This window comes from Saccharothrix sp. NBAS 001, assembly GCF_056640475.1.
In genome coordinates, this window is the sequence record NZ_CM153251.1 from 8,745,998 (window position 1) to 8,768,013 (window position 22,016).

Here is a 22,016-nt window from a genome sequence, read left to right on the forward strand (position 1 = left end):
TAGGTAGCCCCCGGATAACCAAGAGGTACACGTATGACCAGCACCCTGGAGAGCAGGTCCACGCCGCCCGGTCCTGAGGACAAGGGACCCAAGCCGATCATCGACGGCCGTCGCGGCCACGTGGAGCAGTTCGGTGTCTACGTGTTCGTCCTCGTGCCGTTCCTGGCGCTGATCGCGGCGGTTCCGTTCGCCTGGGGTTGGGGGTTGGGCTGGGTCGACGTGGCGTTGTTCGTCGGGTTCTACTACCTGGCCGGCCTGGGTGTGACGATCGGCTACCACCGGTACTTCACGCACGGCTCGTTCAAGGCGAACCGGGCGCTGAAGATCGGCCTGGCCATCGCGGGCAGCATGGCCCTGCAGGGCCCGGTCATCGTCTGGGTCGCCGACCACCGGCGGCACCACGCGTTCTCCGACCGCGAGGGCGACCCGCACTCGCCGTGGCTGTTCGGCAGCGGCCCGGTCGCGCTGGCCAAGGGCTTCTGGCACGCCCACATGGGCTGGCTGTTCGACCGCGACAAGACCAACGCCAAGCGCTTCGCCCCGGACCTGCTGGCCGACAAGGACCTGGTCTGGGTCGACAAGTACTTCGTGCTGTGGACCACCGTCAGCCTGCTCGCACCCGGCGTGCTGGGCGGCCTGATCACCATGTCGTGGGCCGGCGCGCTGAGCGCGTTCTTCTGGGCGGGCCTGGTCCGGGTGGCGTTCCTGCACCACGTGACCTGGTCGGTCAACTCGATCTGCCACATGGTCGGCGACCGCCCGTTCGCCGCGCGGGACCGCTCCGCGAACGTGTGGGCGCTGGCGATCCTGTCGTTCGGCGAGTCGTGGCACAACCTGCACCACGCCGACCCGACCTGCGCGCGGCACGGCGTGAAGCGCGGCCAGATCGACACCTCGGCGCGGCTGATCTGGCTGTTCGAGAAGTTCGGCTGGGCGCGTGACGTGCGCTGGCCCAACCAGCAGCGGCTCGCCCGGATCAGCGTCAAGAAGTGATCCCTCGCCCGCCCCTCGCCGCTGCGGCGGGGGGCGGGCGTTTAGGGTGGTCGAGGTGGCGGGACGACGGCGCGAGGACGAGACCCCGGTCCCGCGCGTGCGGATGACCGGGAAGGAGCGGCGCGAGCAGTTGCTCGACGTCGCTCGGGCGTTGTTCGCCGAGAAGGGGTTCGAGGTCACCTCCGTCGAGGAGATCGCGCACCGGGCCGGCGTGTCCAAACCCGTGGTGTACGAGCACTTCGGCGGCAAGGAAGGCATCTACGCGGTCGTGGTGGACCGCGAGATGCAGTACCTGATGGACCACATCGTCAACGCCCTGTCCGGCGGGCACCCGCGAGAGCTGCTGGAGCAGGCCGCGTGCGCGCTGCTGGACTACATCGAGGGTTCCACGGACGGGTTCCGCATCCTGGTCCGCGACTCGCCGGTGGCGTCGTCCACCGGGACGTTCTCCTCGCTGCTCAACGACATCGCGTCCCAGGTGGAATCGATCCTGGGGCTGCACTTCTCCCGGCAGGGCTACGACCGCAAGCTGGCCGCGCTCTACAGCCAGGCGCTGGTCGGGATGGTCGCGCTGACCGGCCAGTGGTGGCTGGAGGTGCGCAAGCCGAAGAAGGACGAGGTCGCCGCGCACCTGGTCAACCTGGCCTGGAAGGGCCTGTCGCACATGGACCACAAGCCGCGCCTGCGCACCCGCCGCTGATCCCGCCCGCGCTTCCCCGGCCGGCCGGACGGGGCACCGGTCAGCCCCGGGTCACCTTGAGGATCTTGTCGTCCGAGCCGTTCGACGTGGTCAGGTAGAGCGCCTGGTCCGGCCCGAGGGCCGCGCCGCGCAGCCGGCCGTAGGAACCGTCGAGCGGCTCCGGGATGGAGACCGCGTGCACGCCGCCCTCCACCGTGACGGTGAAGAAGAGGACCTTCGAGCCCTTGAGCGCGGTGACCGCGAGGGTGCCGGCCAGGTCGCCCCACTGGTCGCCGTCGAGGAAGACCGCGTCGCAGATCGCCTCCGTCGGGCTGCCCGAGGACCAGACGGCGGGCACGGCGTCCGGGAAGCGTTCGAGGTCGGTCATCGGGACGCTCTCGTCGTAGCTGTCCACCGTGCCGCCCCGGGAGGGGTCCCAGCCGTAGTTCGCGCCCGGCCGCAGGACGTTCACCTCGTCGTCCACGTCCGGGCCGTGCTCGGCGGTGAACACCATGCCGTCGGCGCGGACCGCGATGCCCTGGACGTTGCGGTGGCCGTAGGTGAGCACGCCGCCCTGACCGGTGGCGAGGTCGAGCTTGAGCACCTTGCCGCCGAGGTTGTCGCGGTCCTGCGCGGCGGAGGCCTTCGCGGTGTCGCCGGTGCCGACGAGCAGTTCGCCGTCCTTGCCCAGCGCGAGCCGGCACCCGGAGTGCCGGCCGCTGGAGTTGCCCGGGAGCCCGGCGCGCAGCGGGTCGCGCACGCGGGTGGCCTTGGTGCCGTCGAGTTCGAAGGTGACCAGCCGGACGTCGTCGGCGGTGTTGAAGCACGTGGTGAACCGCTTGCTGGAGGCGAAGTCCGGGTGGACGACCAGCCCCATCAGCCCGCCCTCGCCCTGGGCGACGACGTCCCCGAGGTCGGCGTCCACGGGCGTCCGCTGCCCCTTGTCGACCAGCACCAGCCGACCGGGCCGCTCGGTGACCAGCATCCGCCCGTCGGGCAGGAACCCGATCTCCCACGGGTGCGTGAGCCCGCCCGTGACCACCTCGACCTTGATCCCCTTGGGGGCGTCGGCGGCCGGCGCGCTACCGCCCGGCCCGGAGGGCGTCGAACACCCGGCGAACAGCAACACGGCAGCGAACCCGACGACCCGGCGCATGCCCGCCACCCTCTCAAAGCCCCTGTGAACCGGGCCTACAGCGCGCGCCGCGCCGGGGCCGCGACCGGCATCGGGTACGGCCGCTCGACCGGGAGCACCGCACCCGGATGTCGGGCCTGCCCCTGGTGACCTCGGAGCCGGACACCGCGTGCCGCACGGCGTGGTCGAACCCCTCCCGCGCGACGCGGACCGCCAGAACCCTTTCCTGGTCCGGCTTCCGGGCCCAACCGCAGCGGCGTCCGCGTTGTACGCCTGGTAGACCGTGATGTGCCGGTCGTCGTAGTCGGCCCCGATCTCCTTGTACTCCACGCCGACGGCGTGGAGGATCGGTCCACCGGAAAAGTGCCGACCGTCGGCCTGGTCGCCCTCGACCCGTCCCGGTGCACAGGGATCCCACCGTGAAAACCGTCGCACTCGTCGCCATGCCCGACCCCTCCCGTCCCCGCTCCGACTCGGCCCCGATTCCGGTGACGTTCGAGATCCACACCCGGCCGGACCCCTTGCTGCGGATGGAAACCGACCGGGGTCGGCGGGAGTTCACCGGCGTCGACCTCTTCGCCTGCCTGTCGCAGGCCCGCGAGGAGCTGGAGGAGCGCGGCCTGCTGCTGTGCTGCCAAGGTGCGCGGCCGGACGTCCACCCGTCCGGCATGCAACGGCAGATGGACCTCGGCCTGCGCGCGTACGTGATGAAGCGCGGAGGTGTCCCCGAGGAAGTGGACGTCTTCGCTCCGGCGAGCCCCGGACAGGTGGGGACCCTGGAGGAGCAGCGGGTGGCCGTGTGCGAGTTCCACAACCTGCCCCTGCCCGGGGGCGCGGGCCGTCGGCACTGAGGACCGGGGGACTCCGTGGGCTCCAAAGCCGCCGTTATCGCGTTCTTCGACGAAAAATCCCGGAAATCGCGCCGGGATTACCGCTCCTTTGACGGCGTCCGGGCGACGAAACTCGCCGAGGCCGTTCTCCGCACCAATGCGGAGGAGTCCGGAACCGGGACTTTGTTCGACGCGCTCTGGCCGGACCGGGGCGTGCTCCACGTCGGCGCCTTCGCCGGCCTCGACCTCGTCTGCTCCCGGGAGTTCGCCCAGTCGCGCCCCAGCCGGCTCACCGAGCAGGTGCTGGCGCTGGCCGGCGGTCGGGACGCCTGCGCCGTCTTCATGCACGGCGGCGACGACTGGGCGGCCTTCGCCACGTGGTCCGCGAACGCGCTGACCAGGTCCCTGAGCCTGCGCCCGGACTCCGGCGTGATCGAGGACGTGGGTTCCCGCCTGGAATTCGAGCAGCCCTTCTGGAACGGGGAGCGCCGGGTCCACCACGCGCCCGCCTACCCGTTCCCCTTTCACCCCGTCGACCTGGGGAACGAAGCCCTCAGGGCGCACCTCGGCTTCATCCTGGAAGGCCGACCGGACGACACGTGCTTCGACCCGGAGGAAATCACCCTGCCCGGCTTCCGCCCGCGGCCCGATCAGCGGGAGTAATCCGCCTCGACGGATGTCGAGGGCACCTGTGACGGAGGGTGCGGACGCCGGCCCACCAGGCCCGACCCGGGCGTCACCCGGTAATCGGCGAGCGGGGGGTCGGGGTGGGGACGTAGGGTGGAGGCGAGCACCCCTCCGGTGGGCACCAGGTCCCGGGCAGGGGTCTGTCTTCGTTGCCTCGGGAGCCACGCAATGCCCCAGCCCGGCCCGTTGTCCGGCCTGCTGACCGCTGTCCTGTCCGACAAGGCGCTCAGCGCCCTCCTCGACTCCGTCGGGTCGCCCTACCTCGAACTGGAGGGGGCTCCCGCCGCCCGGCCGCTGGTGGCGGCCGCGCTGGCGCGCAAGGCACCGGTGCTGGCCGTCACGGCCACCGGGCGCGAGGCCGACGACCTCACGAACGTGCTGCGGGAACTGCTGGGTGCCGACGCCGTGGCCATCTTCCCCAGCTGGGAGACGCTGCCGCACGAGCGGCTCTCGCCCCGGGCCGACACGGTCGGTGCCCGGCTCCAGGTGCTGCGGCGGTTGCGGCACCCGGAGGGCAATCCGCTCCAGGTCGTCGTCGCGACCATTCGCAGCGTCATCCAGCCGATGGCTCCCGGGCTCGGCGACCTCAAGCCGGTGGACCTGGTGGTCGGGGGCGAGCACGACTTCGAATCGCTGCTGCACGACCTCGCCGAACTCGCGTACACGCGCGTGGACATGGTCGAGAAACGGGGCGAGTTCGCGGTCCGGGGCGGGATCCTCGACGTGTTCCCGCCCACCGCCGAGCACCCGTTGCGGGTCGAGTTCTGGGGGGACGAGGTCTCCGAGATCCGGCCCTTCTCGGTGGCCGACCAGCGGTCGTTGCCGCAGGTGGTGGAGCGGTTCACGGCTCCGCCCTGCCGGGAGCTGCTGCTGACCGGGCGGGTCCGGGAGCGGGCCGCGGCGCTGGCCGTCGAGCACCACAACGACGCCCAGCTGGTCGAGATGCTGGACAAGCTGGCCAGTGGGATTCCGTCCGAGGGGATGGAGGCGCTGATCCCGGCGCTGTGCGAGGGCGAGTTGCAGCTGCTCACCGACGTGGTGCCGGACGGGACGCACGTCGTGCTCAACGACCCGGAGAAGATCCGGGCCCGGGCGCACGACCTGGTGCGGACCGGCCAGGAGTTCCTGGAGGCCTCCTGGATGGCCGCCGCCGGTGGCGGGAAGGCCCCGATCGACCTGGGGGCCTCGGCCTACCGGAGCCTGGCCGAGGTGGCGGAGTCCGCGAAGGCCAAGGGCCGGCCGTGGTGGACGTTCAGCCAGCTCACGACCGAGAGTTCGGACGTGGTGCGGCTGGAGTTCAAGCACGTCGAGGCGTACCAGGGGGACATCGACCGGGCGTTCACCGACCTCCGGGCGCACACGGCGGCGGGCGGGACGGCCGTGCTGGTCGTGCCGGGCGCGGGCACGGCCCAGCGCGCGGTCGAGCAGCTCAAGGACGCCGAGGTGCCCGCGGTGTGCGTCGACGTGCTGGACGAGCCGCCCGCCGCCGGGACCGTCACGGTGGTGCGCGGCGCGCTGGAGGACGGGTTCTCGCTGCCCGACCTCGCGCTGGTCGTCCTCACCGAGACCGACCTGACCGGCGGCCGGCACGGGACGTCCACCAAGGACATGCGGCGGATGCCGTCCAAGCGGCGCAACTCGGTGGACCCGCTGGCGCTCAAGGCCGGCGACTTCGTGGTGCACGAGCAGCACGGCATCGGCAAGTACGTGGAGATGGTGCAGCGGACCGTCGCCGGGGCCACCCGGGAGTACCTGGTGCTGGAGTACGCCTCGTCCAAACGCGGGCAGCCGGGGGACCGGTTGTTCGTGCCGACCGACCAGCTCGACGAGGTGTCCCGGTACGTCGGCGGCGAGCTGCCCACGCTGAACAAGCTCGGCGGCAGCGACTGGAAGAACACCAAGGCCAAGGCGCGCAAGGCGGTCAAGCAGATCGCGGCCGAGCTGGTGCAGCTCTACGCCGCCCGGCAGGCCGCGCCGGGGCACTCGTTCGCGGCGGACACGCCGTGGCAGCGCGAGCTGGAGGACGCGTTCCCGTTCACCGAGACGGTGGACCAGATGGCGGCCATCGACGAGGTCAAGGCCGACATGGAGCGGACCGTCCCGATGGACCGGGTCATCTGCGGCGACGTCGGCTACGGCAAGACCGAGATCGCGGTCCGGGCGGCGTTCAAGGCGGTGCAGGACGGCAAGCAGGTCGTCGTGCTGGTGCCGACGACCCTGCTGGCCCAGCAGCACCTCAACACCTTCGCCGAGCGGATGCGCGCGTTCCCGGTCAACATCAAGGGGCTCTCCCGGTTCACCGACGCGCAGGAGGCCGAGCAGACCATCGCGGGCCTCGCCGACGGCGAGGTGGACATCGTCATCGGCACGCACCGGCTGTTGCAGAAGGGCTTGCGCTACAAGGACCTCGGCCTGGTCATCGTGGACGAGGAGCAGCGGTTCGGCGTCGAGCACAAGGAGCACATCAAGGCGCTGCGCACGCACGTCGACGTGCTCACCATGTCCGCCACGCCGATCCCGCGCACGCTGGAGATGTCGCTCGCGGGCATCCGCGAGATGTCGACCATCCTCACCCCGCCCGAGGAGCGCCACCCGATCCTGACCTACGTCGGCGGCTACGACGACAAGCAGGTCGGCGCGGCCATCCGCCGCGAGCTGCTGCGCGACGGCCAGGTGTTCTACGTGCACAACCGGGTGTCCTCGATCGAGCGCGCCGCCCGCCGGATCCGGGACCTGGTGCCCGAGGCCCGGGTGGTCACCGCGCACGGCCAGATGAACGAGGACAAGCTCGAAAAGATCATCCAGGGCTTCTGGGAGAACGAGTACGACGTCCTGGTCTGCACGACGATCGTCGAGACCGGTCTGGACATCTCCAACGCCAACACGCTCATCGTGGAACGCGGCGACATGCTCGGCCTGTCCCAGCTGCACCAGTTGCGCGGGCGCGTCGGCCGGGGCCGGGAGCGCGGGTACGCCTACTTCCTCTACCCGCCGGAGTCCCCGCTCACCGAGACCGCGCACGACCGGCTCGCCACGATCGCGCAGAACACCGAACTCGGCGCGGGCATGGCCGTGGCGATGAAGGACCTGGAGATCCGCGGCGCGGGCAACATCCTCGGCGCGGAGCAGTCCGGGCACATCGCGGGCGTCGGCTTCGACCTGTACGTCCGGTTGGTCGGCGAGGCCGTGGAGGCGTTCCGGCGGCACGCGGGCGCGGAGACCGAGGGCGACGAGGAGCTGGCCGACGTCCGGGTCGACCTCCCGGTGGACGCCCACATCCCGCACGACTACGTGCCCGGCGAGCGGCTGCGGCTGGAGGCGTACCGCAAGATCGCGGCGGCCGGCGACGAGGCGGCGCTGCAAGCGGTGTGGGACGAGCTGAAGGACCGCTACGGCACCCCGCCGCTGCCGGTGGAGCGGCTGCTCGCGGTCGCCCGGTTCCGCCAGACGTGCCGCGCGCACGGCGTGACCGAGGTGATCGTGCAGGGGCCGACCATCCGGTTCGCCCCGCTGGAGCTGCGTGACTCGCAGCTGGTCCGGCTGCGCCGGCTCTACCCGAAGGCGGTGTACAAGCAGGTCGCGAACACGGTCAGCGTGCCTAGGCCGACCGAGGGAGCCGCGGGCGGCCGGATGGGCGCACCGCAGCTGCGGGACCAGGAGCTGCTGGATTGGTGCGCGCAGTTCCTGGCGTCTTTGGCGGGTACTCCCGTGAGCGGCGTCACGGGGACGTGAGAAGGTAGCTCCTGTGAGGACTGTGCAGAGGCGCTTCACCCTGATCGGCGCGGCCGTCGCACTGCTGGTGGCGGGCTGCGGCAGCGGCCCGAGCCAGGTGGGGTCGGCCGCGATCATCGGCGACACCGTGATCCCGCTCGAACTGGTCCAGCAGCGCCTGGACACCGTGCTCAAGAAGGAGCCCGAGGCCCAGAAGCTGCACGAGCAGCGCAAGCTCGACCAGGTGTCCCGCCAGCTGGTGACCCTGAGCGTGCAGCACGAGCTGATCGAGCGGGCGGCGAAGCGCGAGGGCGTGACGGTGTCCGAGGAGGCCGTCACCGAGTCCGTGCAGAACGCGGGCGGCGCGGAAGCCGCCTCGCAGAACACGGTCTACGACGCCACCACGTTCCGCGAGCGGGCCAAGGACCAGTTGCTGCTGGTCGAGCTGGCGCGCAAGTACGTGGACCGGATGGAAGTCACCTTCGACTACTTCTTCACCAAGGACGGCAAGGACGCCGTCGTGAAGGCCAAGCAGATCGCGGCCGACCCGGGGCTGATGGCCGGGTTCGTCCAGGCGGGCCCCAAGGGTTCGGGCGGTCAGCAGCTGGCCAAGGTCGGGCAGAAGGTCAAGTCGGCCGAGTCGCCGCAGGCCGCGGGCTCGCCGCTGTTCGGCGTCGAGCCGGGCACGGTGGTGGCGTTCGCGCCGGACCCCGGCAGCGCGCAGTGGCTGGTCGCCTACGTGACCGACCGCGACGACAACGCGAAGGGCGGCAGCGACTCGTCCACCGAGCAGCTCACGCCCCAGCTGCTGGAGCAGATCGGGCTGCGGCTGGTGCAGCGGCTCGCGGGCGAGCCGCAGATCAAGGTGAACCCGCGCTACGGCGTGTGGGACACCACGGCGATCTCGCTCGCCCCGCGCACCGAGGAGCTGACCGGTTACCAGGCCGCCGTGCGGCAGCCCAAGTCGTGAGCGTGGCGAACACCGTTGTCCTGCTGGGCCCCAGCACTTCGGTGCTGCCCGCCGCCGCGTTGCCCGCTCTGCGGGGCGCGGCGGCGGTTTTCGTCTCGGGCGGGCTGGACGCGGAGTACTGGGGCGGGCTGGGCGCGGCCCCGGTCGGGGACGTCCCGGTGGGCGCGGTCGACGGGTCGGTCGTCTACCTGACGGCGGAGCCGGACGACTACGCCGCCGAACTGGTCGAGGCGGGCGCGGTCGTGCTGCGCAACCCGGCCGGCGCGGCGCTGGTCGACGCCGTGTCGGTGATGGACCGGCTGCGGTCGCCGGGTGGGTGCCCGTGGGACGCGGAGCAGGACCACAAGTCGTTGCGGCAGTACCTCGTGGAGGAGACCTACGAGCTGCTGGAGGCGATCGAGGACGGCGACCGGGGCGCGTTGCGGGAGGAACTCGGCGACGTGCTGCTGCAGGTGCTGTTCCACTCGCGGATCGCGGCCGAGGACGTCGAGCCGTTCGGGATCGACGAGGTGGCGGGCGACCTGGTGCGCAAGCTCGTCGGCCGGCACCCCCACGTCTTCGAGGGCAACGACCCGGCGGTGCGGGACGCGGCGTCCCAGCAGCACCGGTGGGAGGAGCTGAAGCAGGTCGAGAAGCAGCGCGAGTCCAGCCTGGACGGCGTCGCGCTCGGCCAGCCGGCCGTGGCGCTGGCCGGGAAGCTGGCCCAGCGGACGGCGCGGGCCGGGCTGCCGGTGGAGCTGCTGCCGGACGGCGACGGTGCCGGGGTCACGTTGTTCGTGGTGGCCGCGCTGGCGAAGCTCGCGGGGGAGGACCCGGAGACCGAGCTGCGCGCGGTGGCGCGGAAGTTCGAGGGCCGGGTGCGGGAGGCCGAACGGTCCGCGCGCGCGGCCGGCGTCGAGAAGCTCGGTGCCGACGACTGGCGGGCTCACTGGCCCGCGTGAGCGGCTTCGAGTTCCCGTAGGGCCGCTGCGCCGAGGTCGAGGAAGCGGCGCAGCGCGGCGGGCGTCGCGACTATCTCGAACTCGGGCAGGTTCCCGATCGCGAGCAGGATCTCGGCCGGGTCGGACCGGTACTCGATCTTGGTCTCCTCCTCGATCCGCACCCAGGACTGCATCTCCGCACGGGGCTTCGGCATGCTCTCTCCTCCACTGGTTCTTGGACCAATCTTGGCAAGGACTAAGAATTCTCGACAGTCCACGTTTGGGTGAACCCTTAGGCTGAGCTGCATGGAGAGCAACGCACGGGCGCGGGCCCTGGGCGCGGAGCTGCGGGACCTGCGCAAGGCCAAGCGCGTGCGCATGATCCAGCTCGAAGATCAGGTCGGCATCAGCAAGAGCATGCTCAGCCGCATCGAGCGCGGCGAACGCCTGGCCGACGAGACCGAGGTGGCCACGATCCTCGGCGCGCTGGGCGTGGTCGGTGCCAAGCGGCGGGAGCTGCTCGCCCTCGCCCGCGAGGCGGCCAAGTCGAACTGGCTCGCCACCGGTTCCGGTCTGCCGCAACAGCTCAAGGGGTTGATCGAGTACGAGCAGGTGGCCACCTCCATCACCGATGTCACGGCGCTGCTGGTGCCCGGCCTGTTGCAGACGCCCGACTACGCCCGGACGATCATGGTGGAGGGCGGCCTGTCCAACGCCGATGCCGAGGAGCGGGTGCGGCGTCGGCTCGAACGGCAGTCGGTGCTCACCCGCGACAACCCGGTGCCGTACCTGGCGATCGTCGACGAGTTCGTGCTGCGTAGGCCGGTCGGCGGGCGCACGGTGATGGTCGGGCAGTTGCACCACCTGCACGCCATGGCGCAGCGGCCGAATGTGACCATCCGCGTGGTGCCGAAGGAACGCGGCTACCACCTCGGGCTCTACGGGTCGTTCGTCGTGCTGGAGACCGCGCGGACGAGTCCGGTGGTGCACCTGGAGAACTTGAAGACGTACTTGTTTCTCGACAAACGCGAGGACGTGCAGGCATACACTGATCTCAAGCCGAGCCTGTTGGCCGCAGCGGTCGGTGTCGAGGACTCGATGGACCTGATCCTGCGGTGTGCCAAAGACCTGGAAGGGCACCCGAAGTGACGAACTGGCGGAAGTCGAGCCGGAGCAACACCGAATCGAATTGCGTCGAGGTGGCGCGATCGGGTGCGGTGATGGCGGTGCGGGACTCGAAGAATCCCGAGGGGCCGGTGCTTCGGTTCCCGATGGTTTCCGCCGTCAGTTTCCTGGGGCGGCTTCAGCAAGCTTGAGGCCGGCCGTCGGGGTGTCGCGCTAACGTCGATCACGTGACCGACGCCTACCTCCGCTACCCCCACCTGCACGGCGACCTGGTGACCTTCGTGGCCGAGGACGACGTGTGGCTGGCCCCGCTCGCCGGCGGCCGGGCCTGGCGGGTGTCCGCCGACCGCGCTCCCGCGTCCACACCGCGTTTCGACCGGTCCGGGACGCTGCTGGCCTGGGCCAGCCGTCGCGACGGCGCGCCCGAAGTGCACGTCGCCCCCGTCGCCGGCGGTGCGGCCGACCGGTTGACCTTCTGGGGCAACGCGACCACCGGCGTCCGGGACTGGACGCCCGACGGCGAGGTCGTCGCCGTCACCTCCGCCGGCGAGGCGACCCGCGTCCGCCGCTGGGCGCACGCCGTCCCCACCGACGGCGGCCCGCCGCGCCGGCTGCCCTACGGCTGGGTCGGCGACGTCGCGCACGGGCCGACCCACGAAGTCGTGGTCACCTCCATGTACGGCAAGGATCCCGCCTACTGGAAGCGCTACCGGGGCGGCTCGGCCGGGCAGCTCTGGGTCGACGCGACCGGTGACCGCGAGTTCACCCGGATCCTGCCCGAGCTGACCTCGTCGCTGCACTCGCCGATGTGGATCGGTGCCGCCGGCGACGGCGGCCGGATCGCGTTCCTGTCCGACCACGAGGGCGTGGCGAGCGTCTACTCGTGCCTGCCCGACGGCTCCGACCTGCGCCGGCACACCGAGCAGGAGTTCTTCGCCCGCGCCGCCACCACGGACGGCTCGCGGGTGGTCTACCAGCACGCGGGCGACCTGTGGGTGCTCGACTCGCTCGACGCGGCACCGCGCCGGCTCGACATCGAGCTGGCCGGCCCGCGCACGGCGACCCGGCCCCGGCCGGTCGGCTCGCGCCCGGACGACTTCCACCCGGACAAGACCGGGCGCGCCAGTGTGGTCGAGGTGCGCGGCACCGTGCACTGGGTGACCCACCGGGACGGGCCCGCCCGCGCCCTGGCCGAGACGCCCGGTGTGCGGGCCCGGCTGCCCCGGGTCGTCGGCGACGGCGTGGTCTGGGTGACCGACGCCGAGGGCGAGGAGGGCCTGGAGTTCGCGCCCGTCAGCGGGGTCGAGCCGGGCAACACGCCGCGCCGGGTCGCGGTCGGCAAGCTCGGGCGGGTGCTCGAACTGACAGTCTCCCCGGATGGCCGGCGGCTCGCCGTCGCCACCCACGACGGCCGGCTGCTGCTGGTCGAGGTGGAGTCCGGCGAGGTCCGCGAGGTGCTCCGGGAGGCCAACCCGCACGTCTCGGACCTGGCGTTCTCGCCCGACTCGAACTGGCTGGCCTGGTCGCACCCGGGGCCGGGTCCGTTGCGGCACATCAGGATGACCAACACCACCGACCTGTCCGTGGTGGACGTGACGCCGCTGCGCTTCGCCGACTACTCGCCGACCTTCAGCGAGGACGGGCGCTACCTGGCGTTCCTGTCGCTGCGGACGTTCGACCCGGTCTACGACGCGCACGTGTTCGACCTGTCCTTCCCGACCGGCTGCCGGCCGTTCCTGCTGCCGCTCGCGGCGACCACGCCGTCGCCGTTCGACCCGCTGCGGCTGGGCCGCCCGGTGGGCGACGACGACAAGGACAAGGAGAAGGACAAGGACGACGACAACCCGATCACCGTCGTGGACCTGGACGGGTTGGCCGACCGGGTGGTCCCGGTGCCGGTGGCCGCCGCCGGGTACTCGGGGCTGACCGCCGCGAAGGGCGGGCTGCTGTGGCTGCGCAGCCCGTTGCGCGGGGTGCTCGGCGACAACCTGGCGACCCCGTCGTCACGGCCGCCGCGCGCGGTCCTGGAGCGCTTCGACCTCGCCAAGGCCCGCACCGAGGTGCTGGTGGACGGCGTGGACGCCTACGAGGTGACCGGCGACGGCCAGCGGATCGTGCTCCAGGACGGCATCGACCTGCGGGTGGTGCCCGCCGAGCGGAAGGTGGACGCGGAGGACTCCGACTCGGTGGACGTGGACCTGTCGCGGATCCGGGTCGTGGTGGACCGGGCCGCCGAGTGGCGGCAGTCCTACGCCGAGGCGGGCCGGCTGATGCGCGACCTGTTCTGGCGCGCGGACATGGGCGGCGTGGACTGGGCGGGCGTGCTGGACCGCTACCGGCCGCTGGTGGACCGGCTGGGCGCGTACTCCGACCTGATCGACCTGCTGTGGGAGGTGCAGGGCGAACTCGGCACCTCGCACGCCTACGTGGTGCCGGCCGGCGGTTCGGCCGGCCGGTCGGTGGGCCTGCTCGGCGCGGACCTGGCGCGCGACGAGTCCGGCGCGTGGCTGGTGACCCGGGTGATCCCCGGCGAGACCTCCGACCCGGACGCGCGCTCGCCGCTGGCCGCGCCCGGTGTCGCGGTGCGCGCGGGCGACGCGATCGTGGCCGTGGACGGCCGCCGGGTCGACCCGCTGACCGGGCCCGCGCCGCTGCTGGTCGGCACGGCGGGCAAGCCGGTGGAGCTGACCGTGCGGCCCGGCGGCGGCGGCGAGCCGCGCCGGGTCGTGGTCGTGCCGCTGGAGGACGACGAGCCGCTGCGCTACCACGCGTGGGTGGCCGACCGGCGGGCCCGGACGCACGAGCTGTCCGACGGGCGGGTGGGCTACCTGCACGTGCCGGACATGATGGGCAACGGCTGGGCGCAGCTGCACCGCGACCTGCGGGTGGAGCTGGCGCGCGAGGCCGTCGTGCTCGACGTCCGGGAGAACGGCGGCGGGCACACCTCGCAGCTGGTCGTGGAGAAGCTGGCGCGCAAGATCATCGGCTGGCAGGTGGCGCGCGGGTTCTCCACCTTCGAGAGCTACCCGCAGGACGCGCCGCGCGGCCCGGTGGTGGCGATCGCCGACGAGTTCGCCGGGTCGGACGGCGACATCGTGAACGTGGCGATCAAGGAGATGGGCATCGGGCCGGTGGTCGGCACCCGGACGTGGGGTGGCGTGATCGGCATCGACTTCCAGTTCGACCTGGTGGACGGCACGGTGGTGACCCAGCCCCGGTACGCGCTGTGGTTCGAGCGGCACGGGTGGGGCGTGGAGAACCACGGCGTCGACCCGGACGTCGAGGTGGTGATGACGCCGCAGGACCGCGTGGCGGGGCGTGACCCGCAGTTGGAGACGGCCGTGCGGATGGCGTTGGAGTCGTTGGCGGGGCGCACGGCGTTCACCCCGCCGCAGATCCCGCCGCTCGCCTAGGCGGTTTCACCTGTCCGTGTAGTGCGGCGGTTGTTGCGGCCGAGACCCCCGACCTGACCAATGAGTACCACGCAAGATCGGGTCGGGGGTTCGGTGAGTCATCGCGAGGTGCCACGCAGTGGCCGCGGGTGTTTTTCGGCTGTGCTCCTCCTGCCCGTGGCGGCGTTAGGCGGTGCGTTGGTCCTGGTCCTGACGTTCGGCCAGCCCGCGGATCCGGCCCCGCCGGCACCGTCGCGGCAGGACCGGGTGGAGGTGACCGCCCGGCCGACCCTGGTGAGCGTCCGGACCAGCCCCGCCGGGCCGACGCCCCGGGTGAGCCCGTCGAGCGGGCCCCGGGACGTGCGCGACGGGCCGACGTCGGAGCCGGTGCTCCAGCCGGGCCGGGAGCTGCCCCGGCTGGGCGAGGTGCCGCCGCCGCCGGACCCGGTGGTGGATCGGCCGGGTCCGCCCGGGTCGCCGAGCGCCACGGCCTCCTCGGCGGTCCCGTCCCGGCCGTCGTCGTCCCCGTCGTCCGAGTCGAGCCTGCCGCCGACCACGGCCACGTCCCCGCCGGCGACCACGACGGAACTCCGGCCGTCGCTGCCCACCGCGACCGGCACCACCCCGCCCGGCACCACCACCGCGACGACGTCCGCGACACCGGTGCCGACGACTCAGGCCACCGGCAGCGGCTCGTCGGCGAGGTAGGGCGGCGCGGGTTCGTACTGGATCGCCCGGCGGACCGCGCGGGCGTGGTCACGGCCGTGCAGCCGGCCGACCAGCCACAGCGCGCTGTCGATCCCGGCGGACACGCCCTGGCTGGTGAGCAGGTCGCCGTCCACCACGTACCGGGCGTCCGGGACCACGGTCACCTCGCCGAGCGCGGCGAGGTCGTCGGTGAAGTTGCGGTGCGTGGTCACCCGGCGACCGCGCGCCGGGCCGGCGGCGTGCAGCAGGAACGTCCCGGTGCACACGCTCGACGTCCACGCCGCCCGCGCCGAGGTCCGGGCGATCCACCCGGTGACCACCGGGTTGCGCGGCTCGACCAGCCGCGCGCCGACCCCGCCGGGCACCACCAGCACGTCCAGCGGCGGGTGGTCGTCGAGCGGGTGGTCCGGCAGGACCCGCATGCCCTTGGCGCACCGCACCGGGTCGGTGCGCTCGGCGACGAGCACGGCGGTGTCGGCGTTCTCGCGGAGCGCGGAGGAGACGGTGAACACCTCCCACGGTCCGACGAAGTCGAGTTCTTCCGCCTGGTCGAAGACCAGCAGGCCGTAGGTGGTCACGGGTGCTCCTCGGTGGTGGTCGAGCGGAACCGCTCGCGGTAGTCGGAGGGCGCGATGCCCAGGTTGCGGTGGAACGCGCGGCGCATCGTCTCGGCGGTGCCGAAACCGCAGCGGCGGGCGACCGCGTCCAGCGGGTCGCCGCTCTCCGCGAGGGCGCGCTGCGCGGCCTCCACGTGCACCCGCTCCACGTAGGTCGCGGGCGGGGTGCCGAGTTCGGCGGTGAACCGGCGTTGCAGGTGACGGGGGCTCAGCCGGGCGTGCCGGGCCAGGTCGTCCAGCGCGTGGCGGGCGCCGGGGTCGGCGTGGATGGCGGCCACCGCCGCGCGCACCGGGTCGGTGGCGGGCGGCTTCGTGCTCAGCGCGACGCTGAACTGGGCCTGGTTGCCCGGCCGGCGCAGGAACAGCACCAGTTGGCGGGCCACCTCGTGCGCGACGTCGCGGCCGTGGTCGTCCTCGACCAGGGCGAGCGCCAGGTCCATGCCGGCGGTGACGCCCGCCGACGTCCAGACCCGGCCGTCCCGGATGAAGATCGGGTCCGCGTCGACGTGCACGGCCGGGTGGCGTTCGGCCAGTTCCCGCGCGCGGCCCCAGTGCGTGGTGACCCGGCGGCCGTCCAGCAGGCCCGCCGCCGCCAGCAGGAACGCGCCGCTGCACACGGAGGTGACCCGCCGGGCGTGCGTGGCGGCGGCGGCCAGCCACCCGGTGAGCGCGGTGTCCTCCACCGCCCGGTCGACGCCCCGGCCGCCGGACACGACCAGCGTGTCGACCTCGGCCGGCGGCACGTCGGCGACGCCGTGCGAGGCGTGCACCGGCAGGCCGCTGCGCGATCGGACCAGGCCCGCCGCCGGGGCCACCACGACCACGTCGTAGCCGCCGGCCAGCCGGTCGGCCTGCTGGAACACCTCGTACGGGCCGACCAGGTCCAGCGGCTGGAAGCCCTCGAAGACCACGAACCCGACGCGTCGCCGTTGCACAGCTCAAGCGTCGGCGACCCCCGTGGTGGCGTCAACGACACGCGTCCCACGGATCGCGACATCCCTCAGCCGAGCAGGGTGTCGCCCCAGAACCCGCCCTCGCGCACGCCCGGCGGCACCGCGAAGTGCCCGGAACCGTTGTGCTCCAGGTACTCCATCATCTTGTCCTTGGTGGACAGGGCGTTCTGCATGGGCACGAACTGCTTGCCGGTGTCGCGGTTGAAGCACACGAAGAACAGGCCCGCGTCGAGGTGGCCCAGGCCGTCCGAGCCGTCGGTGAAGTTGTAGCCCCGGCGCAGGATCCTGGTGCCGCCCAGGGCTTGCGCCGACGCCAGCCGGATGTGCGCGTTCTCGGCGACGGCCGGCAGGCCGCCCTTGCCCTTGACGTGCAGGTCGACCGGGTCGAACTCGGCGAGCTGGCCGATCGGCGCGCCTTCGCCCTTGGTGCGGCCGACGATCGCCTCCTGCTCGGCCAGCGAGGTGCGGTCCCAGATCTCGATGTGCATCCGGATCCGGCGGGCCACCAGGTAGCTGCCGCCGACCAGCCAGTCCGGGCCGTCGCCCGGCCCGACCCAGACGTGGTCGCGCAGCGCGTCGCCGTCCTCGGCCTTGACGTTGTTGGTGCCGTCCTTGAAGCCGAACAGGTTGCGCGGGGTGGCCTGCGCGTTCGACGTGGACGACGTGCGGCCGAACCCGAGCTGGGACCAGCGCACGGAGACCCGGCCGAAGCCGATCCGGACCAGGTTGCGGATGGCGTGCACGGCCACCTGCGGGTCGTTCGCGCACGCCTGCACGCACAGGTCGCCGCCGCTGCGCTTGGGGTCCAGGTCGTCGCCGGGGAACCGGGGCAGGTCGATCAGGCCCGGCGGCTTGCGGTCGGCCAGCCCGAACCGGCCGTCGAACAGCGACGGCCCGAACCCGACGGTCAGCGTGAGCGCGGACGCGGGCAGGTCGAGCGCCTCGCCGGTGTCCTTCGGCGGCGCCTCCGGGTGCCCGCCGACCGCGCCGCCGTCCGCCGCCTCCCGGCCGGCGGTCATCCGGCGCGCGGCCTCGGTCCAGTCCTTGAGCAGGGCGACGAGTTCGGCGCGCTTGGTCGTGGTCACGTCCAGCGCGACGAAGTGCATCCGGTCCTGCGCGGGCGTCACGATGCCCGCCTGGTGCTCGCCGTGGAACGGCACCGCGTCGCTCGGCGACGCGGGCCGCACCTCGTCCTCGCGGTCGGTCGCGAGCGCGCCCACCGCCGCGCCCGCCCCGGCCAGCGCGACACCCGCGCCGGCCAGGCCGAGCAGCCTGCGACGGGGCAGCCCGGTCACGGGGCCACGACCTCGGCGACCTTGGAGATGGGCTCGCCGAGCGCGTCCACGGCCGCCGCGAGCGCCTTGACCTCGGCCTCGGACAGCTCGGTGTAGAGCTTGAAGCCGTCGCCCTTGCGGTGCGTCTCCAGCAGTTCGTCGAGCGCCTTGAACTTCTCGTCCAGGGTCGCCACCAGCGCCTTGTCCTTCTCCTCCACGGCCGGGCGCAGCGCCGCGACGGCCGCCTGCGAACCGTCCACGTTGGACCGGAAGTCGAACAGGTCGGTGTGCGAGTAGCGGTCCTCCTCGCCGGTGATCTTGCCGGTGGCGACCTCGTCGAGCAGTTCCTTCGCGCCGTTGGCCAGCTGGATCGGGGTCAGCTCGACCGCCTTGGCCTTCTCCACGATCTCCTTGACGTCGGTCAGCAGCCGGTCGGCGATCGCGGGCGAGTCGGCCTGCAGGCCGCTGCTCCACAGGTCCTTCTCCAGCCGGTGGAAGCCGGTGAACTCCGCCCCCGGCTCCAGCCCGTCCTCGCGGCCGTCGATCTTCGGGTCGAGGTCGCCGAAGCTCTCCGCGACCGGCTCGATCCGCTCCCAGTAGATCCGGGCCACCGGGAACAGCGCCTTGGCGTCCTCGACCTTGCCCGCCTTCACCGCGTTCACGAACTCGGTGGTCTTGACGAGCAGGCTGTCCGCCTGCGAGTTCACGTACCGCTGGTAGCTCTTGGTGGCGTCGGCGAGCTTGGCGTTGGTGTCGGTGGACTTCTTGCCGTCGCCGGAGACGGTGAACTCGCCCCGGATGCCGTCGCCCTTCATGCCGGGCTTGCACGCGGTCTGGAGCTTGCCCGCGTCGGTGACCTCGACGATCAGCCGCCGGGTCAGGCCGGGGCCGATGTTCTCCACCTCGCCCAGGATCCGGTCGCCCTCGGCGTAGAGGTAGAACTCGGTGACCTTGGTGCCCTTGTTGGACACCTCGAACGTGACGTTGCCGGTGTTCGCCGACGTGCGGGCCACCTTGCACGCGTCGTCGGACGCCTCGACCGCGATCGGGCCGTCCGCGCCGGCCGGGGCCTGGTTGCCGCACGCGGCGAGGAGCAGGAGCAGGCCGAGGCCCACGATTCGCTTGGTCACGGGAGTTCTCCGGTTTCAGTTCTTCGCCGCGACGCGGGCGCGGGGGCGGATCAGGAAGAGCGGCAGCACGACCGCGACGTACAGGCACCACGCGGCGGCCTGGAGCACGGTGGTGCGCTGCGAGTAGTTGAAGATCCCCTTGAGCAGGGCGCCGAACCACGAGTCCTCGGGGAGCGTGTCGCCCAGGTCGAACGCGAGGGTGTTCAGGCCGGGCAGGATCGCGGCCTCCTGCAGGTCGTGCAGGCCGTAGGCGAGCACACCCGCCGCGACGAACACCAGCAGCGCGCCGGTCCACGTGAAGAACTTGCCCAGGTCGAACCGGATCGCGCCCCGGTAGAGCAGGAACGCCAGCGCGACGGCCACCGCGATGCCGAGCACGAACCCGATCAGCGGCTCGGTCGTGGTGCCCGCGCTCTGCACGCTTGAGTAGAAGAAGACGGCCGTCTCCAGCCCCTCGCGGCCGACCGCGAGGAACGAGACGGTGACGATCGCCACCGGGCCGACGTCGATCGCCCGGTCGAGCTTGCCGCGCAGCTCGGCGGAGATCGTGCGGGCGGTGGACCGCATCCAGAAGATCATGCCGGTGACGAAGGCGACCGCGAGCAGCGACATCCCGCCGCCGAACGCCTCCTGCTGCTCGAAGGTCATGGTCGCCGTGGTGAACGTGACGACCGCGCCGACCGCGATCGAGAGCACGACGGCGATGCCGACGCCCAGCCACACGAACGGCAGCTTGGACCGCCGGTCGGTCTTCACCAGGAAGGCCACCAGGATGCTGACGACCAGGGCCGCTTCCAGCCCCTCGCGCAACCCGATGAGCCCGTTGCTCACCAACACGGCTTGTCCACCACCACGACGACTTCCCTCACGCGGAGTTAACTTAGGCTCATCGAACTTAGGCAAGGCTGAGCTGCCTGTCCAGGCACGGATACGTCACATGACCTGGGGATTCGGTCATTTCGGGCGATCGATGCGGATTGTTCCGGCCGAGGACGCGCGGTGAGCACGTAGCCTGGGTGCCGTGGTCGTCCCGCCGCCAGAGAAAACGACACCGCCCCCGCCGCAACGGGGGCGCGTCGGCAACCTCGTCGGTCGCCTCGCCCTGGTCGCGCTCCTGCTCGCCGTGGTGGCCGGCGGCGCGTGGGCGCTGAGCGTGTTCAACCGGCGCGACGTGCGGGCCGCCGACCCGCCGTTCCCGGTGCCGTTCCAACAGGTCGAGCCCGGCTCGGCCGCCCCGAACTCGGCGGGCGACGTGCCGCCGCAGGCGTCGACCGCCCGCGAGACGGTCTCCGCCGAGCCGCTCACCGCGTGGGCGGCGGCGCTGTCGTCGAAGATCGACGTGCCGGCGCGGGCGCTGCGCGCGTACGCCATCGCGGACCTGATCATGCAGTCCGACCAGCCCTCGTGCCGCATCTCGTGGGCGACGCTGGCGGGCATCGGCCGCATCGAGTCGCACCACGGCACCATCGGCGGCCTGAAGCTGGGCGAGGACGGCCGGCCGTCCAAGCCGATCATCGGCATCCCGCTGGACGGCAGCCCCGGCGTGAAGGCGATCCCGGACAGCGACGGCGGCGTGCTGGACAAGGACACCACGTGGGACCGCGCGGTCGGCCCCATGCAGTTCATCCCGACCACGTGGGCCCGCTACGCGGTGCGCGCGAACGGCGACGGAACCCCGCCGGACCCGCAGAACATCGACGACGCGGCCCTGGCGGCGGCCCGCTACCTGTGCTCCGGGGGCCGCGACCTGGCCACCGGCGAGGGCTGGTGGGCGGCGGTCATGGCGTACAACAACTCGGTGGAGTACGGCCAGAACGTCTACAGCGGCGCGGACGCCTACGCCCGCGCCAGCCAGGGTTAGCCGGGTCCGCCTCCCGGGCGGGCCGCCGGTCAGCCGGGTTTGCGGATCAGGCCGGTGTAGCCGGCCAGGGCGAGCGTGGCCAGCGCCCAGACCAGGGCTTGCGGCGTCCAGACGGCGGTGGTGAACCCATGGCCGGGGACCGTCGCGGTGTCCAGGTCGCAGCGGGTGCGGATGCCCGTCGGGGACAGCGGGAGACCCCGGTCCAGGCCCAGGCCGACCTGCTCGACCGTCGAGCACGGGGTAGCCGTAGCCGGCCGGCAGGCCCCACAGGGCGTGCGCGAACCGCGCGGCCGGCCCGCCGACGTCACCGCGCGCCCGCAGGTCCCGTTGCCGGGCGATGAGGACGTGCCGGGCACTGCCCTCGTGGCCGGACGCGCGCTGCGCGGCGGCGGCGTGCGGGCAGACCAGGTCCTCGCGGAACGCGAAGCCGTGCCCGATCGCGGCGCTCTCCAGGTCGATCAGGAAGTCGAGGTCGTTGGTCACCCGCGCGTCGACCACCAGTTCGCCGCTGATGTCCGCCCCGGCGAGCCTGATCGTGGCGAAGTCGGCCGGTCCGGCGACGCCTTCGGCCGTCAGGCCCGCCTCCAGGTGCACGTTGCCGGCGACCCGGATGCCGTCGGCGAGGAGCGCGGGCCCGGCCTCGTTGGTCACCCGCGCGGACGCGGCGACCAGCTCGGCCTCGATCCGGGCGTGCACGAGCCGGAACGTCAGGTTCCCCTCGACGGTCGCCTGGACGAGCCTGACCGCGCTGTGGCGCGTCGACTCGGCGGTCAGCCCCTCGAACCGGCACTCCCGGACCACGGTCGCCCGGCCCAGGTCCAGCGCGTGGCCGGATTCGCTGCGCAGCACCACGTCGGTCAGGTCCAGGTCGCCGACCGTCGCGCCGTAGAGGTCCAGCGCCGTCGAGCCGCCGCCGGCCGCCCATGCGCAGCCCGCGCGCGGTGATCGGGCCGACCACGCCGCCCGCGACGTCCGGTCACGGCAGCTCGGCCCCGATCAGGGTGATCTCGTCCACCACGCCGCGCACCACC

General features: G+C 72.5%; 22 protein-coding genes. 13 read left to right on the top strand and 9 right to left on the bottom strand.

Annotated features, from left to right (window positions below):
* Nucleotides 1–33 precede the first annotated feature (33 nt).
* Entirely contained in the window at nucleotides 34–993 is a 960-nt protein-coding gene (locus tag AC0HI0_RS39050; protein WP_480928491.1) for an acyl-CoA desaturase, read from the top strand.
* 103 nt (nucleotides 994–1,096) lie between these two features.
* Nucleotides 1,097–1,693, top strand: a complete 597-nt coding sequence (locus AC0HI0_RS39055) for a TetR family transcriptional regulator (protein ID WP_480934488.1) — start codon at nucleotides 1,097–1,099, stop codon at nucleotides 1,691–1,693.
* A gap of 40 nt (nucleotides 1,694–1,733) precedes the next feature.
* Here the strand turns inward: AC0HI0_RS39055 and AC0HI0_RS39060 are convergent, their stop codons facing one another.
* Together AC0HI0_RS39060 and AC0HI0_RS39065 are read right to left on the bottom strand one after the other, a co-directional pair.
* Nucleotides 1,734–2,828 carry a PQQ-dependent sugar dehydrogenase gene (locus AC0HI0_RS39060; protein ID WP_480928492.1) on the bottom strand — a complete coding sequence of 365 codons (1,095 nt, stop codon included), beginning with the start codon at nucleotides 2,826–2,828 and terminating at the stop codon, nucleotides 1,734–1,736.
* A gap of 13 nt (nucleotides 2,829–2,841) precedes the next feature.
* A complete protein-coding gene (locus AC0HI0_RS39065) occupies nucleotides 2,842–3,252 on the bottom strand; it encodes a DUF4291 family protein (protein WP_480928493.1) in 411 nt (136 codons plus the stop codon).
* Between AC0HI0_RS39065 and AC0HI0_RS39070 the strand changes: the two genes are divergently transcribed.
* The 5 genes from AC0HI0_RS39070 (at nucleotide 3,227) to AC0HI0_RS39090 (ending at nucleotide 9,946) form a co-directional block, all read left to right on the top strand.
* A complete protein-coding gene (locus tag AC0HI0_RS39070) occupies nucleotides 3,227–3,658 on the top strand; it encodes a hypothetical protein (protein WP_480928494.1) in 432 nt (143 codons plus the stop codon). The two genes, AC0HI0_RS39065 and AC0HI0_RS39070, sit on opposite strands and share 26 nt — an antisense overlap.
* 15 nt (nucleotides 3,659–3,673) lie before the next feature.
* Nucleotides 3,674–4,300 carry a DUF6928 family protein gene (locus AC0HI0_RS39075; protein ID WP_480928495.1) on the top strand — a complete coding sequence of 209 codons (627 nt, stop codon included), beginning with the start codon at nucleotides 3,674–3,676 and terminating at the stop codon, nucleotides 4,298–4,300.
* A gap of 192 nt (nucleotides 4,301–4,492) precedes the next feature.
* The gene (gene mfd, locus AC0HI0_RS39080) at nucleotides 4,493–8,056 is read left to right on the top strand and encodes a transcription-repair coupling factor (protein ID WP_480928496.1); all 3,564 of its coding nucleotides are present in this window, start codon (nucleotides 4,493–4,495) and stop codon (nucleotides 8,054–8,056) included.
* A 13-nt stretch (nucleotides 8,057–8,069) separates the two neighbouring features.
* Nucleotides 8,070–9,005 (top strand): SurA N-terminal domain-containing protein, encoded by a 936-nt coding sequence (locus AC0HI0_RS39085; RefSeq protein ID WP_480928497.1) that lies wholly within the window; start codon nucleotides 8,070–8,072, stop codon nucleotides 9,003–9,005.
* Entirely contained in the window at nucleotides 9,002–9,946 is a 945-nt protein-coding gene (locus AC0HI0_RS39090; RefSeq protein WP_480928498.1) for a nucleoside triphosphate pyrophosphohydrolase, read from the top strand. Before AC0HI0_RS39085 ends, AC0HI0_RS39090 begins: the two co-directional genes overlap by 4 nt.
* Here the strand turns inward: AC0HI0_RS39090 and AC0HI0_RS39095 are convergent.
* Nucleotides 9,931–10,140: a hypothetical protein gene (locus AC0HI0_RS39095; protein WP_480928499.1), complete on the bottom strand. Its 210-nt coding sequence runs from the start codon at nucleotides 10,138–10,140 to the stop codon at nucleotides 9,931–9,933. The two genes, AC0HI0_RS39090 and AC0HI0_RS39095, sit on opposite strands and share 16 nt — an antisense overlap.
* A 91-nt stretch (nucleotides 10,141–10,231) precedes the next feature.
* Between AC0HI0_RS39095 and AC0HI0_RS39100 the strand changes: the two genes are divergently transcribed.
* From AC0HI0_RS39100 to AC0HI0_RS39115, 4 genes are all read left to right on the top strand, one after another.
* Entirely contained in the window at nucleotides 10,232–11,074 is an 843-nt protein-coding gene (locus AC0HI0_RS39100; protein ID WP_480928500.1) for a helix-turn-helix domain-containing protein, read from the top strand.
* Nucleotides 11,071–11,241 carry a DUF397 domain-containing protein gene (locus AC0HI0_RS39105; protein ID WP_480928501.1) on the top strand — a complete coding sequence of 57 codons (171 nt, stop codon included), beginning with the start codon at nucleotides 11,071–11,073 and terminating at the stop codon, nucleotides 11,239–11,241. The genes AC0HI0_RS39100 and AC0HI0_RS39105 overlap by 4 nt, the downstream gene beginning before the upstream one ends.
* 36 nt (nucleotides 11,242–11,277) lie before the next feature.
* A complete protein-coding gene (locus tag AC0HI0_RS39110; RefSeq protein WP_480928502.1) occupies nucleotides 11,278–14,463 on the top strand; it encodes a S41 family peptidase in 3,186 nt (1,061 codons plus the stop codon).
* A 141-nt stretch (nucleotides 14,464–14,604) separates the two neighbouring features.
* A complete protein-coding gene (locus AC0HI0_RS39115) occupies nucleotides 14,605–15,150 on the top strand; it encodes a hypothetical protein (protein ID WP_480928503.1) in 546 nt (181 codons plus the stop codon).
* Here AC0HI0_RS39115 and AC0HI0_RS39120 read toward each other — a convergent pair.
* From AC0HI0_RS39120 to efeU, 5 genes are all read right to left on the bottom strand, one after another.
* Nucleotides 15,117–15,728: a DJ-1/PfpI family protein gene (locus tag AC0HI0_RS39120; protein WP_480928504.1), complete on the bottom strand. Its 612-nt coding sequence runs from the start codon at nucleotides 15,726–15,728 to the stop codon at nucleotides 15,117–15,119. The two genes, AC0HI0_RS39115 and AC0HI0_RS39120, sit on opposite strands and share 34 nt — an antisense overlap.
* Nucleotides 15,725–16,702 carry a GlxA family transcriptional regulator gene (locus tag AC0HI0_RS39125; RefSeq protein ID WP_480928505.1) on the bottom strand — a complete coding sequence of 326 codons (978 nt, stop codon included), beginning with the start codon at nucleotides 16,700–16,702 and terminating at the stop codon, nucleotides 15,725–15,727. Before AC0HI0_RS39125 ends, AC0HI0_RS39120 begins: the two co-directional genes overlap by 4 nt.
* A gap of 65 nt (nucleotides 16,703–16,767) precedes the next feature.
* Nucleotides 16,768–18,015, bottom strand: a complete 1,248-nt coding sequence (gene efeB / locus AC0HI0_RS39130) for an iron uptake transporter deferrochelatase/peroxidase subunit (RefSeq protein ID WP_480928506.1) — start codon at nucleotides 18,013–18,015, stop codon at nucleotides 16,768–16,770.
* Entirely contained in the window at nucleotides 18,012–19,124 is a 1,113-nt protein-coding gene (gene efeO, locus AC0HI0_RS39135) for an iron uptake system protein EfeO (RefSeq protein ID WP_480928507.1), read from the bottom strand. Before efeO ends, efeB begins: the two co-directional genes overlap by 4 nt.
* Before the next feature lie 15 nt (nucleotides 19,125–19,139).
* On the bottom strand, nucleotides 19,140–19,961 hold the full coding sequence (gene efeU, locus AC0HI0_RS39140) for an iron uptake transporter permease EfeU (RefSeq protein WP_480928508.1): 822 nt from the start codon (nucleotides 19,959–19,961) through the stop codon (nucleotides 19,140–19,142).
* Between the two features lie 184 nt (nucleotides 19,962–20,145).
* Between efeU and AC0HI0_RS39145 the strand changes: the two genes are divergently transcribed.
* Nucleotides 20,146–20,985, top strand: coding sequence for a lytic transglycosylase domain-containing protein (locus tag AC0HI0_RS39145; protein ID WP_480928509.1), 840 nt, complete (start codon nucleotides 20,146–20,148; stop codon nucleotides 20,983–20,985).
* A gap of 29 nt (nucleotides 20,986–21,014) precedes the next feature.
* On the opposite strand, the gene AC0HI0_RS39150 is transcribed toward AC0HI0_RS39145, so the two are convergent.
* Complete coding sequence (locus AC0HI0_RS39150; protein WP_480928510.1) at nucleotides 21,015–21,341, bottom strand: hypothetical protein; 327 nt, start codon at nucleotides 21,339–21,341, stop codon at nucleotides 21,015–21,017.
* Between the two features lie 7 nt (nucleotides 21,342–21,348).
* Between AC0HI0_RS39150 and AC0HI0_RS39155 the strand changes: the two genes are divergently transcribed.
* Nucleotides 21,349–21,930, top strand: a complete 582-nt coding sequence (locus AC0HI0_RS39155) for a hypothetical protein (protein WP_480928511.1) — start codon at nucleotides 21,349–21,351, stop codon at nucleotides 21,928–21,930.
* Nucleotides 21,931–22,016 lie beyond the last annotated feature (86 nt).